This window comes from Gordonia sp. McavH-238-E (assembly GCF_022348225.1).
Lineage (GTDB): Bacteria > Actinomycetota > Actinomycetes > Mycobacteriales > Mycobacteriaceae > Gordonia > Gordonia terrae.
Genome location: NZ_JAKRFE010000008.1, coordinates 293904 through 312129, shown reverse-complemented (window position 1 = coordinate 312129; position 18226 = coordinate 293904). Strand labels below are relative to the sequence as shown.

Genomic DNA, 18226 nt, shown 5'->3' with positions numbered 1-18226 from the left:
TTGTGACGTGGACTACATCGGGGAGGGCGGGTTTTCGTCAGGACGGTCGACGTGCCGCGAGGACTTTGGCGCGCACCTCGCCCGGCCAGATGTTGTGTGCCGGGGCGACCCTGTCTGCGGTCCTCAGCATCGACGCGGTGGTCGCGAGAACGCGCCGGTCGGACCGCGACGGCGTCAGTCCCAGGTGCCCGGCGGCCACGGGATGCTGGATGGCGCGCACAGCGGGCGTCGGAAGTGCGCGGAAATACCAATAGTCGGGCCGAAGCAGCTGCTCCCGGTACCACCCCAGACCCGGGTCGGGATCGAGTTCGGTGGCCAGCGCCTCGGTGAAGTAGTCCCGGAAGTCGCTCAGCGTCGTCGGCAGCGTGCGAGTGGAGATTCCGTATCGGCCGTACCACTCGCAGGTCTCGGCGTACAGCTGCTCGCGGTCGTCGGGGTCGAGTCCGTCGAAGAACACGTCGACACAGGTGAACAGCGCATCGACGTATGTCGCGTGCTCGAAGAGGAAGACCTCCGGGTTGAGTGCGTGGTAACGCCGGCCGTCGGGGCGTCGACCGTGAAAGTGGTCGTGGCTGTACCGGATTCGTCGCACGGCGTCGAAGTCGTCTTCGTATGCCGACCGGATGATGCAGGGAGTCGTTCGCCGTTTGTGGACGTACACCCGATTCTGGACCGTCGAGAATTCGTGGGTGGCGGCGGCTATCGACGGGTGCAACATCTGCAGGGACACGGCCCGGCAGATCGCCATGACGAACCGGCGGTCGCCCACGTAGCGCCAGAGCAATGAGTTCTCGTCGAGCGACACGCTCGTCTCCCGTCCGTACCAGACCGACATCTGAATACGAACGTTATCAGATTGCGTCTACACCCCGGAGACGACGAAACGCCCCGTCCGACCTGATGGCCGAGTGGGGCGTTTCGCGAAAGTCAGGAGCTCAGAGCGCGCTGACGTTGGTAGCCTGGGGGCCCTTGGCACCCTGCTCCACGTCGAATTCGACACGCTGGTTCTCCTCGAGGTTGCGGAAGCCGCTACCGGTGATCGAGGAGTAGTGGACGAAGACGTCTGCGCCCTGGTCGTCGGGAGCGATGAAGCCGAAGCCCTTTTCGCCGTTGAACCACTTGACGGTTCCCTGTGCCATACTGCTGTACTTCTTTCTTCAGTGAGCAACCACCAAGACCGATGGCTGCGCGTCAACTCTGTCACAGATGTCGACGGTTGGGAAACGCAGGGGCCGAATTGGTGTGGCCGCTCGGTCCGGGGGCACTCCGCTCTGGTAACGAAAGCCCCGCTCCCGACGCATGCCTGAGTACGCTGGACAGGGCAGCAGCCGATCGACACGCGATCGAGGCAGATCATGGTCGAGAACGATCCGTTGACCACACAGCGCGATGCCGTTCGCGACGTCGCAGGTGAATTGGTGGGTGCGGGTTTCGCCGACCCGGTCGAGATCGGGCGTGGCGGTTACGGAGCGGTGTACCGCTGTCGGCAACCGGCTCTCGACCGCGACGTCGCGGTGAAGGTGCTGACGGATCACCTCGACAAGGAGAACCTCGAGCGATTCGTTCGCGAGCAGCGCGCCATGGGCCGTCTCTCCGGTCACCCGAACATCGTCAACATCCTCGAGGTGGGTTCGACGCCCGAGGGCTTTCCGTTCATCGTGATGCAATATCACCCCCACGCGTCGCTCGACGTGCGCATTCGCAAGGACGGCCCTCTCGGGTGGCGCGAGATCCTGCGCATGGGGATCAAGGTGGCCGGCGCCCTCGAGACCGCGCACCGTGCGGGCACACTGCATCGCGACATCAAACCGGGGAACATCCTCATCACCGAGTACGGCGAACCCCAGCTGACAGACTTCGGGATCGCACGCATCAGCGGGGGCTTCGAGACCGATGCCGACCTGGTCACCGGGTCGCCGGCCTTCACCGCACCCGAGCTGCTCGCGGGCGCCGCTCCCTCGGTGACCTCTGACGTCTACGGGCTCGGCGCGACCCTGTTCTGCGCACTGACCGGGCATGCCGCCTTCGAGCGACGCAGCGGAGAGCAGGTCGTCGCGCACTTCCTCCGAGTGGCGAGCGAGGGGGTCCCGGACCTCGCGGCCGCCGGGTTTCCCGCAGAGGTGTCCGGTTGTATCGAACACGCGATGGCGCGCGAACCCGAAGACCGCCCCGACTCCGCACTGGCGCTCGGTGAGGAACTGCGGAACGCGCAGAGAATGCTCGGGGTTCCGCTCGACGAGATGGCGCTGCCCGCAGGGGCCATGGGGCCCGCGACGCCGACCACTCCGCAGCGGCGACGCACGACGATGAATCTGCCCATGCCGTCGACGAAGTTCCGGGCGCCCGTTCGGCCGCGGGCACAGGTCGCCAGGTCTCGGCTGCTGGAAACCCTGCGAGACGGCAAGTTGCGACGACTCACGCTCATCCACGCACCCACCGGCTACGGGAAGACCACGGTCGCTGCGCAGTGGGCCGAGAAGCTCGCGGAGGACGGCGTACCGGTGGCCTGGCTGACGGTCGACGACAGCGACGACGGCCTGGCGAGGTTCCTCGCCGACCTCATCGAGGCGCTCGGCCGGGCGGACCCGGACACGGTCGGGGATCTCGCGGCGGTGGTCGAAGAACACGGCGACCGCGCCGACGAGTACGTGCTGACGTCTCTGATCAACGATGTCCACGCGCGAGGACGGCGGATCGCGCTCGTCATCGACGACTGGCATCGGGTCACGGACGCGGCGGTCATCGGAGCAATGGACTATCTGCTCGAGCACGGATGTCACCACCTGCAGGTGATCGTGACCAGCCGGACCCGGGCCGGCCTTCCGGTGAGTCGCCTGCAAGTGCACGACGAGATCATCGAGATCGACATGTCGGCACTGTGTTTCGATGCCGACGAGGCCGAGCGATTCCTTCGTGACGTCGCCGGGCTGGACCTTCGCGCCGATCAGGTCGCCGAACTGTGGTCGTCCACCGACGGATGGGTGGCCGCACTCCAGCTGGCGTGTGTCTCCCTGCGCAGATCCGGCGAGCCGTCCGAGCTGATCGGTGACATCTCCGGACGGCATCATGCGATCGGTGACTTCCTGGCCGAGAACGTTCTCGGGGTCCTGGAACCGGAGATTCTGCAATTCCTCCTGAAAGTGTCGTTGCCGGAACGGATCTGCGCCGACCTCGCGACGACCCTGAGTGGCGAGCCCCGAGGGCAGGCCGTGCTCGAGGAGGTGGAGGTCCGAGACCTCTTCCTCACCCGGGTGGACCAAGCCGGTGAGTGGTTCCGGTTCCACTCGCTCTTCGTCGAATTCCTCCGTCGGAGGCTCGAACGCGATGAGCCGCAACTGATCACACCGCTTCATCGCAAGGCCTCGGAGTGGTTCGCCCGGCACGGCATGCTCACCGAGGCCGTTGACCACGCGCTCGCCGCCGGTGATGCCGATCGCGCCGTCGAACTGGTCGAGACCGACGGCCGGTCGCTCATCGAGCATTCACGGATGACCACCCTGCTCACACTGATCGAGAAGCTGCCGCCGGTGACGGTCGCGGCCAATCCGATCCTGCAACTGCAGCTCGCCTGGGCGAACCTCCTCCTGCACCGGGCCGCGCTGGCGGAGTCGTCTCTCGAACGGGTCCGGATAGCCCTCGAACGATTGCCGCGATCGGATGCGGCCGCGGGGATTCGCCGCGAAGCGGATATCGCCGACGCGTGCGTACGTGCCATCTCCGACCGTCTGGACGGGCTCGACGAACACGTGGCGAGCCTCGCCGAGGACCTGGAGGGATTGTCCCCGTTCCTCGTGTCGGCCATCCACAATGTCGGAACTCTCGGCGCCACCATGCGATTCGACTTCGATGAAGCCCATCGCTGGCAACAACGTGCGATCCCGGCGCATCAACGCAACACCGGTCCGTACGCGGTGATGTACGGCTACGGGCTCGACGGGCTCGCCTTCTTCGAGCAGCTCGACCTCGACCGCGCCGAAGCGTGTTTTCGTACCGGACTCCGGCTGTCACGAGAACGCGGTTCTCCGACACAGTCGCAGGGCGCCCGGCTCGCGTGCGCTCTACTCGCCGAGATCCTCTACGAACGCGGCCAACTGGAGGAAACCGAGCGTCTGCTGGACGAGAGCTTTCTGATCGGGGCGGCCGAGGGGGTCGTCGACATGATCGAGGCGCGCCACCTCGTTGGAGCGCGAGTGGCTTTGTGCCGCGGCGATCAGGACACCGCGGCGCGGTATCTGGATGAAGCCGTGCACGTGGCCCAGCGTCTGGGCACCCCACGACTCCGTGCCCTCGCCGAGAACGAGCAGGTGACGCGGCGCCTCCCGACCCGGTTGCCCATCGTGCCCCGCGTCGATCCCGGCGCGGATGTGCCGCGTCAGGGCATCGCCGCGATCGTCGCGCAACTCGACGCCGAGACCGCGATCCGATTGTCGCTGGACTCCGACGACGACCCGGGCGCGGCGGACGCCGCGTGCGGGCGGGCGCAACGGTGGGTGGACGCTCTGACCGGGACCGGACGGCGGCGAGCTCTGCTGCGTGCGCAACGACTGCTCGCCGTGTGCCTCGGGGCTGCGGGACGGTTCGACGAGGCGTATGACCTCACCGTGACGGTGCTGGAGCAGTGCGCCGCGGCCGGGCTGGTGCGATATCCGTTGGACGGCGGCGATGAGTTCCGGCGGCTCGTCGAACACGTCGCCTCCGGTGTCCGCGCAGGTGAGCGTGCAGTGGCGGGGTCGGTGTCCCCTGACTTCCTCGACCGTGTGATCGGCGACGAGACGTAGGGCCGACGACCCATGGGGAATACCGGGACCGCCGGATCGACTTGAACCTGAACGTGGCCGCGGCCGGGCGCCCGATGTCGGGCGTCCCGAACAGGTCGTAGCGGAGACCTGCGCGACCGACGTCTCCAGACCCCTACGAGAGGACAAGTGCTCATGACAGTCCCCACCATCACCCTCAACAACGGAGTCACCATCCCGCAGTTGGGTTTCGGAGTCTTTCAGATTCCGCCGGAGGACACGCGCGAGGCAACTCTGACGGCGTTCGAGGTCGGTTACCGGCACATCGACACCGCTGAGATGTACGGGAACGAGAAGGGCGTCGGTGAGGCGGTCCGCGATTCCGGCATTCCTCGTGACGACATCTTCATCACCAGCAAACTGAACAACGGCTTCCACGATCACGACGCCGCGCTGAAGGCGCTGGACGGCACGTTGGCCGACCTCGGCGTCGAACAGATCGACCTGTTCCTGATCCACTGGCCGCTGCCCGAGGTGGGCGACTACGTCCAGACCTGGAAGGCCCTCGAGAAGGCCTATGCCGACGGCAAGGCGCGCGCAATCGGCGTGTCGAACTTCCAGCAGGCTCATCTGCAGCGTCTCTTCGACGAGGCCGACGTCGTGCCCGCGGTGAACCAGATCGAGGTGCATCCGTACCTCTCGCAGAACCCGTTGCGTGCGTTCAACTCCGAGCACAAGATCGCCACCGAGGCGTGGTCGCCGATCGCGCAGGGCAAGGTGACCGACGACGCGGTCATCGCCGAGATCGCCAAGGCCAAGGGCCGGTCGCCGGCGCAGGTCACCCTGCGGTGGCACATCCAGCGCGGTGACATCGTCTTCCCGAAGTCGGTCACCCGCAAGCGCGTCGAGGAGAACTTCGCCCTGTTCGACTTCGAACTCTCCGACGCCGAGGTCGCCCAGATCGACCGCCTGAACAACGACGAACGCATCGGCCCCGACCCCGACACGTTCAACTACGTTCCGGAGTGACCTGACGCTCCGTCGACCGTGCACCGTTTGTCGTCGGGTGGCATGTCCTGCTCCCTGAGGAGGCTCCCTGAGGAGCGAGCTTGCGAGCGTCACGAAGGGTCCGTCGGCTCGGTCACCGGACCCTTCGTGACGCGCCCTCCGCAATCTCCGGGCGCTCCTCAGGGAGCAGAGCGGGGCGGGTGGGGGCGTTGCTTTCGCGCTACGGCCTGGTCAGCGAGGCGCGTAACTGGCTGAAGCGGAACAGTGCGGGTTCACCGACGACGTCGGTGTAGCGATCGACGACGGCATCGACGAAGTCATCGACCGCGCCGTCCGGCAACCGGCTCGTCCAGTCCGACGCCCCGACCGCGAACCAGGCGCGGAAGTCGTCGACCGAGTCGAACCGCCAGTTCAGGTCTTTCACCGTCAGGTCGTCGACGATGAAGTCGGCGTCGGTGGCCAGTTCCCCGAACCGAGGTGGCTCCACATGGACGTACGGCGCGTCGAAGCCGTCGAAGTGGCGCTGCCACTCCGGTTGCGCCGCGACTTCCATGGCGACGTCTTCGATGCTGGGTCGGTCCGTCGCGCAGACCATCTGCAGCACGGCCCGACCGCCGTCGACGAGGCTTCGGGCGATTCCGCGTAGCGCGGCGCCCTGGTCGTGGACCCAGTGGAGGGCGTTGAACGACACCGCGATGTCGAAGTCGTCGTCGAACGGCAGGGCGAGGACGTCGTCGACGTGGAACTGGACTCGCAGGTTGTCGGCCGGCACACGGTCCAGCGCGCGTTCGATCATCCGCCGCGAAGCGTCGACGCCCACAACAGTTCCCGACGGAAGCCGATCGGCCAGCAGCATCGTGATGAAGCCGTCGCCGCATCCGACATCCAGGAGTCGCTCGGTGCCGGCGAGTTCCAGATCCCCGATCGAGTCCTCGGCGACCATGCGCTGCAACGCGCTCACGTCCGCGTAACGCTCGCCGTCCCAATCGACCATCGCGCACTCCTCGGTTGTCCGACCTGCGGGTCATTGTCCCCGGTGCGACCGCTCGGCGCGCGACTTCGGCGTATCAGCCGGACGACCCGTGCGCGTGCGCGACCATCCGCGCGGCCTCGCGGTATCGGGCGTACACCTCGGGAGTGGGTGGTCCGGTGAGCGTGTGGGTCGGAGACTCCCACACGGGGAGTTCGCCGGTCAGCGCCCAGGTTGCTTGACGCGCCGCACCGAGCGCCACGTGTTCGCCGTCGGCGGGTACGACGACCTCGCCGCCGAACAGGCCCGGCGCGATCTCGCGGACCGCTGCCGATTTCGCGCCACCCCCGGTGAGCAACACCCGATCGACCCCGACGCCCTGCCCCTCGATCTGCTCGCGGCAGAAGACCAGCGACGAGACGAGACCTTCGACGGCGGCTCGCGCGATCGAGGCCGGCGTGAAATTGGCGGAGGTCAGGCCCGCCAGTGTGCCGGTCGCCTGGGGAAGGTTCGGCGACCGTTCGCCGGCGAGGTACGGCACCATCGTGACGCCACCCGCGCCCGGCTCGGCCGACATCGCCAACCGCGCGAACTCGGCCAGGTCCACGCCGAGCATCGTCGCGGTCGCCGACAGCACCGGGGCGCCGTTGAGCGTGCAGACCAGCGGCAGGTGACGCCCCGTCGCGTCGGCGAACCCGGCCACCAGACCTGACGGGTCATCCGGCGCCACGTCGCCGACCGCACTGACCACGCCCGACGTCCCGAGGGACACGACCGCATCTCCGGGCCCGGCATGCAATCCCAGTGCGGCCGAGGCGTTGTCACCGGCCCCCGCGCCCACGACGGTCCCCGACGGGGTGGTCCCGGCTCGCTCTGCGGGGCCGAGTACGCGGGGGAGCAGTGGCCGTCGACCTCGAAACGCCCTCTCCAGCAGATCGACTCGGTACTCATCGCGCGCCGCGCTGAAGTAACCCGTTCCCGAGGCGTCGCTTCGGTCGGTGGTCAGTTGACCGATGTCGGTGCTCCCGCGCAGGCGCCAGGTGAGCCAGTCATGGGGTAGGCAGACCGCCGCGGTGGCGTCGGCGTGCTCGGGCTCGTGGTCTGCCAGCCAGCGGAGCTTGGTCGCGGTGATCGATGCCACCGGTACCACACCGACCGAGCGTGCCCAGGATTGCGGGCCGCCCAGTTCGGCGACGAGGGCGGTCGCGCTCGGTGCGGAGCGGGTGTCGTTCCACAGCAACGCGTCTCGGACGACGCGCCCCGCCTCGTCCAGGCACACCATGCCGTGCTGCTGGCCCGCGACCGAGACCGCCGCGACGTCCTCGAGCCCGCCGGCCTCGCTCGCCGCCGAACACAGTGCGTCCCACCAGTGATCCGGGTGCACCTCGGTCCCGGGAGGATGTGGTGCCTGCCCGGCGCGCACCACCCGTCCGGTGGCGGCATCGCACACGACGACCTTGCACGACTGCGTCGACGAATCGATCCCGGCGACCAGCGTCGTCATGCGAGCAGACCGACGAGCGTGGCACGAGCGCCCCTGCTGCGCAACGACTCCAGCGCGGACAGGTACGGCTCCGTGAACAACGGTTTCTCCGCGAGAGCGCCGAACAGTTCGGGATCGGCGACGAAAGCGAGGGGATCGGTCCGTGAGCGCTGCGCGCGCGGAACGAGATCGGCCGCGAGGGGATCGACGACGTCGATCGGGTCGCCTGCCTCGTCGACGCCCTCGGCGTACCGGGTCCAGCTCGCCACGACCGCGGCGGCCAGGTCGCTTCGCTGATCCTGCTCGAGGCGCTCGCGGATGACCGGCACCAGCCACTTCGGGATGCGGTCGGACGAGTCCTGGCAGAGGCGGGCGATGGTGTCGGCAATCGCGGGGTTGGCGAATCGTTCGAGCAGGGTGTCGATGTAGGTGTCGACGTCCACGCCGGGGAGGGGGCGGAGCGTGGTCGCTCCCTCTTCGGTCATGTAGCGACGCAGCAGAGTACGGATGTCGGGGTCGGATGCGGCGTCGTGGACGTAGCGGTACCCGAGCAGATAACCGAAGTAGCACAGCGCCTGGTGGCCGGCGTTGAGCAGTCGCAGTTTCATCAGCTCGTAGGGGGTCACGTCGTCGACGACCTGGACCCCCACCTTCTCCAGCGCCGGACGTCCCATCGCGAAGTCGTCCTCGAGGACCCATTGGGTGAACGGTTCGGCGACGACCGGCCAGTTGTCGACGATGCCGGTGCGATCCTCGACCTCGTCGGCCAGGTCGGGCGGCGTCGCCGGGGTGATCCGATCGACCATCGAGTTCGGGAAGCGCGTGTTGTCCTCGATCCACCCCGCGAGTTCCGGGTCGCGCAACCGGGCGTAGGCGAGAAAGGTCGAACGGGCCATGTGGCCGTTGCCCTCGATGTTGTCGCAGGACATCACCGTGAACGACGGTGTCCCGCGTTCGCGGCGTCGAGCCAGAGCTTCGGTCACCAGTCCGAACACGGTGCGTGGCGGCGCACTCGCCTCGAGGTCGGCGACGATGTCCGGGTTCGTGGCGTCGAACTCGCCGGTCGACGGTGAGAAGTTGTAGCCGCCCTCGGTGACGGTCAATGAGACGATCCGCGTCGCCGGGTCACTCAACCGGTCGATCACCTTCTCGGGATCGTCCGGTGCGTACAGATAGTCGACGATCGAGCCGACGACCGAGGTCTCCACGGCGCCGTCGGGATGCTTGAGGGTGAGGGTGAACAGTCCGTCCTGTGGGACGAGGGCGTCCCGCATTGCGGCGTCGGCGGTGCGGACACCGACCCCGCAGATGCCCCAGTCGTTCGCCGACGGGTCGGCGGCGAGAAGGCGGTCGAGGTACATCGCCTGGTGCGCGCGATGAAAGGCGCCGACACCGAAGTGGACGATCCCCGGGGTCACCGCCGCGCGATCGAACGCGGGCGTGTCGACGCCACCGAGCCGCGGCAACGTCTCGTCGGTCAGCGATGTGCTCATCGGCGGGTTCCCTCCGGCCGGGTCGTGACGGTCTCGGCGTCGTCGTCCGAGTTCGGTTCGTAGCGCGAGATGGCCGGGTAGACCACCGCTTTGATGTTCCCGGGAACGCGATCGGCGTTGAGCGCGTCCGTCAGTTCGTCGAGGCCGAACCGCGCGGTCACCATGGCATCGAGATCCACTGCTCCCGTCCGGGCCAGGGCCAGTGCGGTCGGCCACGTGTTGGCGTAGCGGAACACCCCGGTCACGACCAATTCGCGATTCTGGATGAGCGAGATCGGGAGTTCCATGGTGTCGGCGCCCATGCCGACCAGGATCACACGTCCGCCGGGACGAACCCGCGACAGGCCTTCCCGGACCGCGCCGGCGACTCCGCTCGCGTCGACGAACGCATCCACCCGTTCGATCTCCGTGCCGGGTGTGATCACCGTCGTCGCGCCGAAATCCCGTGCGCGCAGACGGCGTTGCTCGTCCGGCTCGCTCACGACGATGCGCGCGAGACCGGACGCCCGCGCGACCTGGGCGACCATCAGGCCGATCGGTCCGGCGCCGGCGATCAGCACGGAGCCGCCAGCTGCGACCTCGGCCTTGCGCATGGCGGCGATGCCCACCGAGAGGGGCTCGAAGAGGGCGGCCGCCTCGTCCGAGACCTCAGGAGGTACCGGATGAGCGAAATCGGCTCCGATGGTGACGAATTCGGCGAAAGCGCCGTCGACCGGGGGTGTCGCGTAGAACCGCATCCGCGGGCACAGGTGATAGTCACCGCGTTTGCTCTCCGGCGTGGTCGGGTCGGGACGTTGCGGCTCGATCGAGACCCGCTCGCCGATCCGAGCCCGGTCGACGCCGTTCCCGACGGCGACGATCACTCCGGCGGCTTCGTGGCCGAGGACGAGCGGATCGCGGACCACGTACTCACCGATCCGTCCGTGGCGGAGGTAGTGGGTGTCCGAGCCGCATACGCCCACTGCGCGAACGGCCACCGTGACGTCGCCGGCTCCGGGTTCGGGTGACCGGCGACGTTCGGTGGTCACCGTCAGGTCGGGATGCAGTACGCCGGCGCGCATGTCGTCCGGTATGCGCAATAAGCGGCAATCGACTGTTGCGTGGGTCACACCCAGATGCTAGCTTATTGAGCACATTGACCGCCAGTGAGCAGATGCTCACCACCACGGCTCGGTGGTGACGGCGAATGGACGTGAAGGGGCACCCTCGGATGGCACCTCGAAAGTCGGCGATCGGCGCGGAGGGGGAGACCCCTGCCGTGCCGCGTGTGGCCACGCCGCGCGGCGGTGGCGACTCCGGCCAGGACCTGCGTCTCCTCGTCCGCGCCGCGACCATGTACCACCTCGAGGGCCTGACCCAGGCCGAGATCGCGGGCCGTCTCGGTGTCTCGCGCCCAACCGCCGGGCGGCTCGTCGCCCGTGCCCGGGCGCAGGGTCTCGTGCAGGTGTCGGTATCGGCCCCGGCGCACCTGTCGGCATCCATCCACACCGATCTGGAACGCGCGGTCGAGGAGACCCTGGGGCTCGACGAGGTCCTCGTCATCGACGAGGTCGCCGACGGCACCACCACCGGCAACGCCGCGCTCGGTCGAGCGGGGGCGTCGGTGCTGACCCGACGGATACAGCCGACGGACACCTTCGGATTCACCTGGGGGCCCGAACAAGTGGCCGTCGCCGACGCCATGGCTGCGTCCGCCTCGTGTCAGCGGGTCGTGCAGATGGACGGCTCGATGACCTCCGTCGAGTACCACACCGGCGTCGACCACGCGCTCTCGCGATTCTCCGAACGGCTCCATGCCCGACCGCTGCGGCTGGTCGCACCGCTCTACGTCGACCCGGAGACGGTCACAGCCGTGAACCGTGATTCGATCCTCTCGCAGGCACTCTCGGCGGCGCGCGGTGCGCAGGTGATGTTGTTCGGTGTCGGCTCGGTGTCGACCTCGACAACTCTGTTCGAGGGCTCGTTCATCGACGCGGTCGTCCTCGACGAACTGCTCGACCTCGGCGCGGTCGGGGAGATCGGCGGACGCTTCTACGACGCGAACGGCGGCGCCGTCCCCTCCAGCCTCGTCGACCGGACCGTCTCGGTGTCACTCGACGCGGTCCGTGCCTGCCCGACCTCGATCCTCGTGTCCGGTGGGACACACCGTCGCGAATCCATCCTCGGCGCGCTGCGTGGTGGTTACGCCACCATTCTCGTCACCGATGTGGAGACCGCCGAATGGCTTGTGATGCAAGAGAAAGGCGAACAATGACGTTCTCCCGACAGCGAGTGCGATGGGCGCTGGGTGCGATGATCGCGACCGTGGCGCTGGTGCTCACCGGCTGCTCCGGCGCGGGTTCACTCACCGGCGGCGGAGGTCGCGAGATCACCGTCGCGATGGTCTCCAACTCGCAGATGCAGGACGCGGTGAAGCTGTCCACACAGTTCGAGGAGCAGAATCCCGGCGTCACGGTGCGGTTCGTGACCCTCTCCGAGAACGAGGCGCGCGCCAAGATCACCGCATCGGTGGCCACCGGCGGCGGTGAATTCGACGTCGTGATGATCAGCAACTACGAGACCCCGATGTGGGGCGAGTACGGCTGGCTCGTGAACCTGACCCCGTACATGGACGCCGATCCCGACTACGACGCCGACGACTTCATCCCGACGCTGAAGACGGCTCTGTCCCACGACGGTTCGATGTACTCGGCGCCGTTCTACGGCGAGTCGTCATTCCTGATGTACAACAAGAAGCTGTTCGCCGAGGCCGGGGTGTCATTGCCGCCTCAGCCGACGTGGCCCCAGGTCGCCGAAGCGGCGGCGAAACTCGACAACGAGCGTACGGCGGGGATCTGCCTGCGCGGCAAGCCCGGCTGGGGCGAGGTGCTCGCCCCGCTGAACACCGTGATCAACGCGTTCGGCGGACGCTGGTACGACGAGGACTGGAATGCGCAGCTGGACAGTCCCGAGGTGGCCGCAGCGGTGAAGTTCTACGTCGACACGGTCCGGAACCACGGTGAGGCCGGCGCGGCATCGTCCGGGTTCCAGGAATGTGGAAACCTGTTGTCGCAGGGCCAGGTTGCGATGTGGTACGACGCGACGTCCGCGGTGTCGGTGCTGGAGAGCCCGGACACCTCGTCGATCGCGGGTGACGTCGGCTACCTGCCCGCCCCGAGTATGGCCAAGGGCGACAACGGCTGGCTCTACACCTGGTCACTGGGCATCCCCACCAGCAGCAAGCACCAGGACGAGGCGTGGAAGTTCATCCGGTGGATGACCAGCAAGAGCTACATCGAGTACGTCTCGGAGACCCTGGGGCCCAGTCACGTACCGCCGGGCAGCCGCCTGTCCACGTACGAGCTGCCGGCCTACAAGGAACTCGCCGCCCCGTTCGCCGAGCAGACGCTGAGCGCGATGCGTGCGGCGAACCAGCTGAAGCCGACCCTGGAGCCGGTGCCCTACACCGGAGTCCAGTTCCTCGCCATCCCCGAGTTCCAGGATCTCGGAACCCGGGTGAGCCAGCAGATCTCGGCAGCGATCGCCGGCCAGATCAGCGTCGACGACGCGCTCGCGCAGGCGCAGGAGTACGCCCAGGTCGTCGGCAAGTCCTACCAGAGGGAGCAGTGATCATGGCCACCGCAGTCTCCACTCCGCCACCCGACACCGCGTCGAAGGCGCCGCTGAAGTCCTCGCGCGATCACGTCACGCGTGCCGAGGGATGGCGCCGACGTGGTCCGCTTCTCCCCGCCCTGATCTTCCTGATCGTGGTCACCCAGATCCCCTTCGTGTTCACGCTGTACTACTCCACGCAGTCGTGGAACCTGGTGCGCCCGGACTCGCGAGCATTCGTCGGCCTCGACAACTACGTCGCGGTCTTCGGCGACAGCCAGTTCTGGCGGGTGACCGTGAACACGATCCTGTTGATCGTCGGCACCGTACTGATCTCGGTGCTCCTGGGCCTGCTCTTCGCGCTGCTGCTCGACCGGAAGTTCCTCGGCCGCGGGGTGGTCCGCACGTTGCTGATCACTCCGTTCCTCGTCACCCCGGTGGCGGCCGCGCTGCTGTGGAAGACCAGCCTGCTGTCGCCGACCAACGGTCTCGTCAACTGGGCCCTGAGTCCGTTCGGCATCGAGACCGACTGGCTGTCGGAGTTCCCGCTGATGAGCGTGATGGCCGAACTGGTCTGGCAGTGGACGCCTTTCATGATGCTGCTGATCCTCGCGGGTCTGCAGTCGATGCCCCGTGACATCCAAGAGGCGGCGCGCGTCGACGGCGCCACCAGCTTCCGGCTCTTCCGGGAACTGACGCTGCCGCACCTGCGTCGCTTCATCGAACTCGGTGCGGTGCTCGGCGCGATCTACCTGGTCAACACCTTCGACGCGGTGTACATGATGACCTCCGGCGGCCCGGGAGTATCCAGTTCGAATCTGTCGTACTACATCTACCAGCGCGCGTTCCTCGGCTTCGACATCGGCCAGGCTGCGGCGATGGGCGTGGTCACCGTGATCGGCACGATCGTCGTCGCCACGCTCGCTCTACGCCTGATCTTCAAATCATTCACCGGGACAGAGGAGCCGGCCTGATGACCACCGACATCCGCTCCGACCGTACGTCGGCCGGGCAACCAGACGGGAAGCCCGGCACCGAGATCCGACGTCGTCGACAACCACGTCAAGCGGCGCTGACCGCGGTGACCTGGATCCTCGCGATCGGCTTCTTCTTCCCGGTGCTGTGGATGGTGCTGACCGCGTTCAAGCAGGAGAGCGACGCGGCGACGAACCCGCCGACCTTCTTCTTCGAGCCGACACTGCAGCAGTTCCGGGACGTCTTCGACGCGGGAATCGGTACACCCCTGCTGAACTCGGTGTTCGCGACCATCGTCTCGACGATCCTGGTGCTGTTGCTCGGCGTGCCCGCGGCGTTCGCACTGTCACTCCGGCCGGTACGCAAGACCAAGGACGCGCTGTTCTTCTTCATCAGCACCAAGATGCTGCCGATCGTCGCCGCGATCATCCCCCTCTACGTGATCGTCGGCGAGATCGGGATGCTCGACAACATCTGGACCCTCATCATCCTGTACACGGCCATGAACCTCCCGATCGCCGTGTGGATGATGCGCTCGTTCTTCCTCGAGGTGCCCGGGGAACTGCTCGAGGCCGCCAGCATCGACGGCGCGAGTCTCTGGACCTCGGTGCGCGAGGTGATCCTCCCGCTGATCTCGCCGGGAATTGCAGCGACAGCACTGATCTGCGTGATCTTCTCCTGGAACGAGTTCTTCTTCGCCGTCAACATGACCGCGGTCAACGCGCAGACGATGCCGGTGTTCCTGACCGGCTTCATGTCCGGTCAGGGCCTGTACTGGGCGCAGCTGTCCGCGGCTTCCGTGCTCGCCGCGCTCCCGGTCGTCATCTGCGGCTGGATCGCCCAGAACAAGCTCGTCCGCGGTCTCTCGTTCGGCGCGATCAAGTGACAGCTCAGTTCGGTATCGCGCCATCGGTCCCAGCGCGGCGCAATCAAGTGACCCGTCCCCTCTGACACGCACTCGCACAACACCTTTGTAGAAACCGGAGAACATCATGGCTTCCATCACCTACGACAAGGCCTGCTGCGTCTACCCCGGCGCGGACAAGCTCGCCGTCGACTCGCTGGACCTGGACATCGCCGACGGCGAGTTCGTGGTCCTCGTCGGGCCATCCGGGTCCGGAAAGTCGACGGCGCTGCGGATGCTCGCCGGTCTCGAGGAGATCGATTCCGGCCAGATCCGGATCGGCGGGGACAACATGGTCGGCGTCGCCCCGAAGGACCGGGACATCGCGATGGTCTTCCAGAACTACGCGCTGTACCCGAACAAGACCGTCGGCGAGAACATGGGCTTCGCGCTCAAGATGCGCGGTGTGCCGGCCGAGGAGCGCAAGCGCAAGGTCGCCGAGGCGGCCCGATTGCTGGATCTGACCGACTTCCTGGATCGCAAGCCCGCCAAACTCTCTGGCGGACAACGGCAGCGCGTCGCCATGGGCCGCGCCATCGTTCGCGAACCCCAGGTCTTCTGCATGGACGAGCCGCTGTCGAACCTCGACGCCAAACTCCGTGTCCAGACCCGCACCCAGATCGCAGCCCTGCAGCGGCGCCTGGGCACCACGACGGTTTATGTCACACACGACCAGGTCGAGGCGATGACGATGGGCGACCGCGTTGCGGTGCTCAAGAACGGTGTCCTGCAGCAGTTCTCCACGCCGACGGAACTCTACGACCGACCGGTGAACTCGTTCGTGGCGGGGTTCATCGGATCTCCGGGCATGAACCTCTTCGTCGCACCGGTCGTCGACGGCGTGATCACCGTGTCGGGTGCTGCCGTGGACATCGACGCCGAAGCGCAGGCGGCCCTGCGTCGTTCCGGGCTCGACTCGGTCGTCGTGGGCATCCGTCCGGAGCACCTCACGCTGTCGGACAACGGCACCGGCCTCAACGCCGATGTCGCTCTCCTGGAGGAGCTCGGCAGCGAGAGCTACATCTACGCCAACCTCGCCGACGACTCGGTGCGCAACCTCGACGGCGACCCGATGGTGATGGTCGCGCGGTCGGCCGAGCGGGCACCCGCCAAGCGGGGCGAGGGCATCCGCCTGCGCCAGTCCGACAGCGCGGTGCACCTGTTCGACCCATCCAGTGGCGACCGCCTCAACTGACAGAAGGCTCGAAGCCACCCCGGTGAACCCGCCGAATCTCCCGGAGGGCACTCTCGGAGACTGTGACCATCTGGGAACTGGCCGCCGTGCTCGTCGCCGGCGTCGGGGCGGGAGCCATCAACGCCCTCGTCGGAAGCGGGACGCTCATCACGTTTCCGACGCTGGTCGCTTTCGGGGTTCCGCCGGTGACCGCGACCATGTCCAATGCGATCGGTCTGGTGGCCGGCGGGGTGTCGGGTACGTGGGGTTATCGGCGTGAACTCGAGGGGCAGTGGACGCGTCTCCGCTGGCAGATGCCGGCGTCGTTCACCGGCGCGATCATCGGCTGCTGGCTCCTGCTCCACCTGCCCGAGACGGTGTTCGAGACGGTCGTCCCGGTCCTGCTCGTCGCCGCGCTGATTCTCGTCGTCGCGCAGCCCTACATCCAGAAATGGGTGGGTGGTCGCTCCACTCACGGCGGTGATCTCACACCCCCGCATCTCGGTCCCGTGCGGATCGCCGCGATGACCGTCGGGACATTCGCCGTCGGCGTCTACGGCGGGTACTTCACCGCTGCGCAGGGCATCCTCCTGATGGGCGTCCTCGGGGTGATCGTGCCCGATCACCTCCAACGGATGAACGCCGCGAAGAACCTGCTGAGCCTGGTCGTCAACGTTGTCGCCGCCGTCACGTACACGCTTGTGGCGTTCGACCGGATCGACTGGTGGGCGGCAGCGGCCATCGCGATCGGCTCGTTGGCTGGTGGCTTCCTGGGCGCCAGATACGGACGTCGGCTCTCACCCCGCGCGCTTCGCGGGGTTATCGTCGTCGTCGGACTGATAGGCCTCTGGCGCCTGCTCGCGTGATCAGGCGCCCAGTCGACGGACAACGACGCCCAGTCGACGGAAGACGACGCACGGTCGACGGGTGCGGGGGTCAGTGCGCGGGGGCGGCGTCTTTCTTCCGGCGCGGGATGACGTGCAGGATCGCCACGATCACCGCACCGACGACGAGGCCGACGACGGCGGACAACACGGTGCCCGCCGTCCACGAGAGGACGGAGCCGAACCCGCCGTGGACAAGTTCGCCGAACCAGTGCTCGACGTCGTGGAGGCGGTCCGCCGGCCAGTGGAAACCGGCTTCGCCGACGTTGACGATCAGGATGTGACCGCCCACCCAGAGCATCGCCGCGATGCCGACGACCGTCAGCGTCGACATGATCGTGGGCATGGCGCGGACGAGACCACGACCGGTCTTCTGGAGCAGGGGTGACTCGCGCTGCGCCAGTGCCAGACCGACGTCGTCCATCTTCACGATGATCGCCACGACGCCGTAGACGAGCGCCGTGATCAGGACGGCGACGACCACGAGGACGGCCAGGCGTGTCCAGAAGGGTTCGGACTCGACCGACGACAGCGAGATGACCATGATCTCCGCGGACAGGATCAGATCGGTGCGGATCGCGCCGCTGACCATCGTCTTCTCGAACTCGGGCCCGGCTTCACCGGCGGTCTGCTCCTCGGCGTGGTGGCCGCCGCCGATGGCCTCCCATACCTTCTCGGCGCCCTCGAAGCACAGGAAGAGGCCGCCGGCGATCAGCAGGTAGGGAAGGGCGCCGGGGAGGAACTGACTCAGGATCATCGCGACCGGCAGGATGATGAGCAGCTTGTTGCGGATCGATCCGATGGCGATCTTCCGCACGATCGGAAGCTCCCGGTCGGGGGTGAAACCGTGGACGTAACGGGGCGTGACGGCAGTGTCGTCGACCACCACGCCCGCCGCCTTGACGCTGGCCTTGCCGGCCGCCGCACCGATGTCGTCCAGGGACGCCGCGGCGGCCCGGGTGAGGGTCACGATGTCGTCGAGCAAGGCGACGAGACCACTGGCCACGG

General features: G+C 67.3%; 15 protein-coding genes. 8 read left to right on the top strand and 7 right to left on the bottom strand.

Annotation, left to right across the window (positions count from 1 at the left end; translation table 11 throughout):
* Positions 1 to 37: 37 nt before the first annotated feature.
* Positions 38 to 835: an oxygenase MpaB family protein gene (locus MHN80_RS14720; RefSeq protein ID WP_239402449.1), complete on the bottom strand. Its 798-nt coding sequence runs from the start codon at positions 833 to 835 to the stop codon at positions 38 to 40.
* 100 nt (positions 836 to 935) lie between these two features.
* On the bottom strand, positions 936 to 1139 hold the full coding sequence (locus MHN80_RS14715; protein ID WP_004020476.1) for a cold-shock protein: 204 nt from the start codon (positions 1137 to 1139) through the stop codon (positions 936 to 938).
* A gap of 216 nt (positions 1140 to 1355) precedes the next feature.
* On the opposite strand from MHN80_RS14715, the gene MHN80_RS14710 reads away from it, so the two are divergent.
* Entirely contained in the window at positions 1356 to 4778 is a 3423-nt protein-coding gene (locus tag MHN80_RS14710; protein WP_239402448.1) for a serine/threonine-protein kinase, read from the top strand.
* Positions 4779 to 4931: 153 nt separating this feature from the next.
* A complete protein-coding gene (locus MHN80_RS14705; RefSeq protein WP_239402447.1) occupies positions 4932 to 5765 on the top strand; it encodes an aldo/keto reductase in 834 nt (277 codons plus the stop codon).
* A gap of 199 nt (positions 5766 to 5964) precedes the next feature.
* Here the strand turns inward: MHN80_RS14705 and MHN80_RS14700 are convergent, their stop codons facing one another.
* From MHN80_RS14700 to MHN80_RS14685, 4 genes are all read right to left on the bottom strand, one after another.
* The gene (locus MHN80_RS14700; RefSeq protein ID WP_239402446.1) at positions 5965 to 6738 is read right to left on the bottom strand and encodes a trans-aconitate 2-methyltransferase; all 774 of its coding nucleotides are present in this window, start codon (positions 6736 to 6738) and stop codon (positions 5965 to 5967) included.
* Between the two features lie 73 nt (positions 6739 to 6811).
* Positions 6812 to 8218 (bottom strand): xylulokinase, encoded by a 1407-nt coding sequence (gene xylB, locus MHN80_RS14695; RefSeq protein ID WP_239402445.1) that lies wholly within the window; start codon positions 8216 to 8218, stop codon positions 6812 to 6814.
* Positions 8215 to 9690 (bottom strand): mannitol dehydrogenase family protein, encoded by a 1476-nt coding sequence (locus MHN80_RS14690; protein WP_239402444.1) that lies wholly within the window; start codon positions 9688 to 9690, stop codon positions 8215 to 8217. The genes xylB and MHN80_RS14690 overlap by 4 nt, the downstream gene beginning before the upstream one ends.
* Positions 9687 to 10751 carry an NAD(P)-dependent alcohol dehydrogenase gene (locus tag MHN80_RS14685; protein ID WP_239402481.1) on the bottom strand — a complete coding sequence of 355 codons (1065 nt, stop codon included), beginning with the start codon at positions 10749 to 10751 and terminating at the stop codon, positions 9687 to 9689. The genes MHN80_RS14690 and MHN80_RS14685 overlap by 4 nt, the downstream gene beginning before the upstream one ends.
* Before the next feature lie 149 nt (positions 10752 to 10900).
* Here MHN80_RS14685 and MHN80_RS14680 point away from each other — a divergent pair, with 149 nt between their 5' ends.
* From MHN80_RS14680 to MHN80_RS14655, 6 genes are all read left to right on the top strand, one after another.
* Entirely contained in the window at positions 10901 to 11944 is a 1044-nt protein-coding gene (locus MHN80_RS14680) for a sugar-binding transcriptional regulator (RefSeq protein ID WP_239402443.1), read from the top strand.
* A complete protein-coding gene (locus MHN80_RS14675; RefSeq protein WP_239402442.1) occupies positions 11941 to 13299 on the top strand; it encodes a sugar ABC transporter substrate-binding protein in 1359 nt (452 codons plus the stop codon). The genes MHN80_RS14680 and MHN80_RS14675 overlap by 4 nt, the downstream gene beginning before the upstream one ends.
* 2 nt (positions 13300 to 13301) lie before the next feature.
* A complete protein-coding gene (locus MHN80_RS14670; protein ID WP_239402441.1) occupies positions 13302 to 14255 on the top strand; it encodes a carbohydrate ABC transporter permease in 954 nt (317 codons plus the stop codon).
* The gene (locus MHN80_RS14665) at positions 14255 to 15142 is read left to right on the top strand and encodes a carbohydrate ABC transporter permease (protein WP_239402440.1); all 888 of its coding nucleotides are present in this window, start codon (positions 14255 to 14257) and stop codon (positions 15140 to 15142) included. Before MHN80_RS14670 ends, MHN80_RS14665 begins: the two co-directional genes overlap by 1 nt.
* Before the next feature lie 106 nt (positions 15143 to 15248).
* A complete protein-coding gene (locus MHN80_RS14660) occupies positions 15249 to 16355 on the top strand; it encodes a sn-glycerol-3-phosphate ABC transporter ATP-binding protein UgpC (protein WP_238420335.1) in 1107 nt (368 codons plus the stop codon).
* A gap of 62 nt (positions 16356 to 16417) precedes the next feature.
* Complete coding sequence (locus MHN80_RS14655; RefSeq protein ID WP_239402439.1) at positions 16418 to 17200, top strand: sulfite exporter TauE/SafE family protein; 783 nt, start codon at positions 16418 to 16420, stop codon at positions 17198 to 17200.
* A gap of 70 nt (positions 17201 to 17270) precedes the next feature.
* Here the strand turns inward: MHN80_RS14655 and MHN80_RS14650 are convergent, their stop codons facing one another.
* Positions 17271 to 18224 carry a DUF808 domain-containing protein gene (locus MHN80_RS14650; protein WP_004020463.1) on the bottom strand — a complete coding sequence of 318 codons (954 nt, stop codon included), beginning with the start codon at positions 18222 to 18224 and terminating at the stop codon, positions 17271 to 17273.
* Positions 18225 to 18226 lie beyond the last annotated feature (2 nt).

What these genes read in the sequence shown, in the direction of transcription:
- MHN80_RS14720 (WP_239402449.1), bottom strand. Translation starts at nt 835, where the DNA reads ATGTCGGTCTGGTACGGACGGGAGACGAGCGTGTCGCTCGACGAGAAC.
- MHN80_RS14715 (WP_004020476.1), bottom strand. Translation starts at nt 1,139, where the DNA reads ATGGCACAGGGAACCGTCAAGTGGTTCAACGGCGAAAAGGGCTTCGGC.
- MHN80_RS14710 (WP_239402448.1), top strand. Translation starts at nt 1,356, where the DNA reads ATGGTCGAGAACGATCCGTTGACCACACAGCGCGATGCCGTTCGCGAC.
- MHN80_RS14705 (WP_239402447.1), top strand. Translation starts at nt 4,932, where the DNA reads ATGACAGTCCCCACCATCACCCTCAACAACGGAGTCACCATCCCGCAG.
- MHN80_RS14700 (WP_239402446.1), bottom strand. Translation starts at nt 6,738, where the DNA reads ATGGTCGATTGGGACGGCGAGCGTTACGCGGACGTGAGCGCGTTGCAG.
- xylB (WP_239402445.1), bottom strand. Translation starts at nt 8,218, where the DNA reads ATGACGACGCTGGTCGCCGGGATCGATTCGTCGACGCAGTCGTGCAAG.
- MHN80_RS14690 (WP_239402444.1), bottom strand. Translation starts at nt 9,690, where the DNA reads ATGAGCACATCGCTGACCGACGAGACGTTGCCGCGGCTCGGTGGCGTC.
- MHN80_RS14685 (WP_239402481.1), bottom strand. Translation starts at nt 10,751, where the DNA reads ATGCGCGCCGGCGTACTGCATCCCGACCTGACGGTGACCACCGAACGT.
- MHN80_RS14680 (WP_239402443.1), top strand. Translation starts at nt 10,901, where the DNA reads ATGGCACCTCGAAAGTCGGCGATCGGCGCGGAGGGGGAGACCCCTGCC.
- MHN80_RS14675 (WP_239402442.1), top strand. Translation starts at nt 11,941, where the DNA reads ATGACGTTCTCCCGACAGCGAGTGCGATGGGCGCTGGGTGCGATGATC.
- MHN80_RS14670 (WP_239402441.1), top strand. Translation starts at nt 13,302, where the DNA reads ATGGCCACCGCAGTCTCCACTCCGCCACCCGACACCGCGTCGAAGGCG.
- MHN80_RS14665 (WP_239402440.1), top strand. Translation starts at nt 14,255, where the DNA reads ATGACCACCGACATCCGCTCCGACCGTACGTCGGCCGGGCAACCAGAC.
- MHN80_RS14660 (WP_238420335.1), top strand. Translation starts at nt 15,249, where the DNA reads ATGGCTTCCATCACCTACGACAAGGCCTGCTGCGTCTACCCCGGCGCG.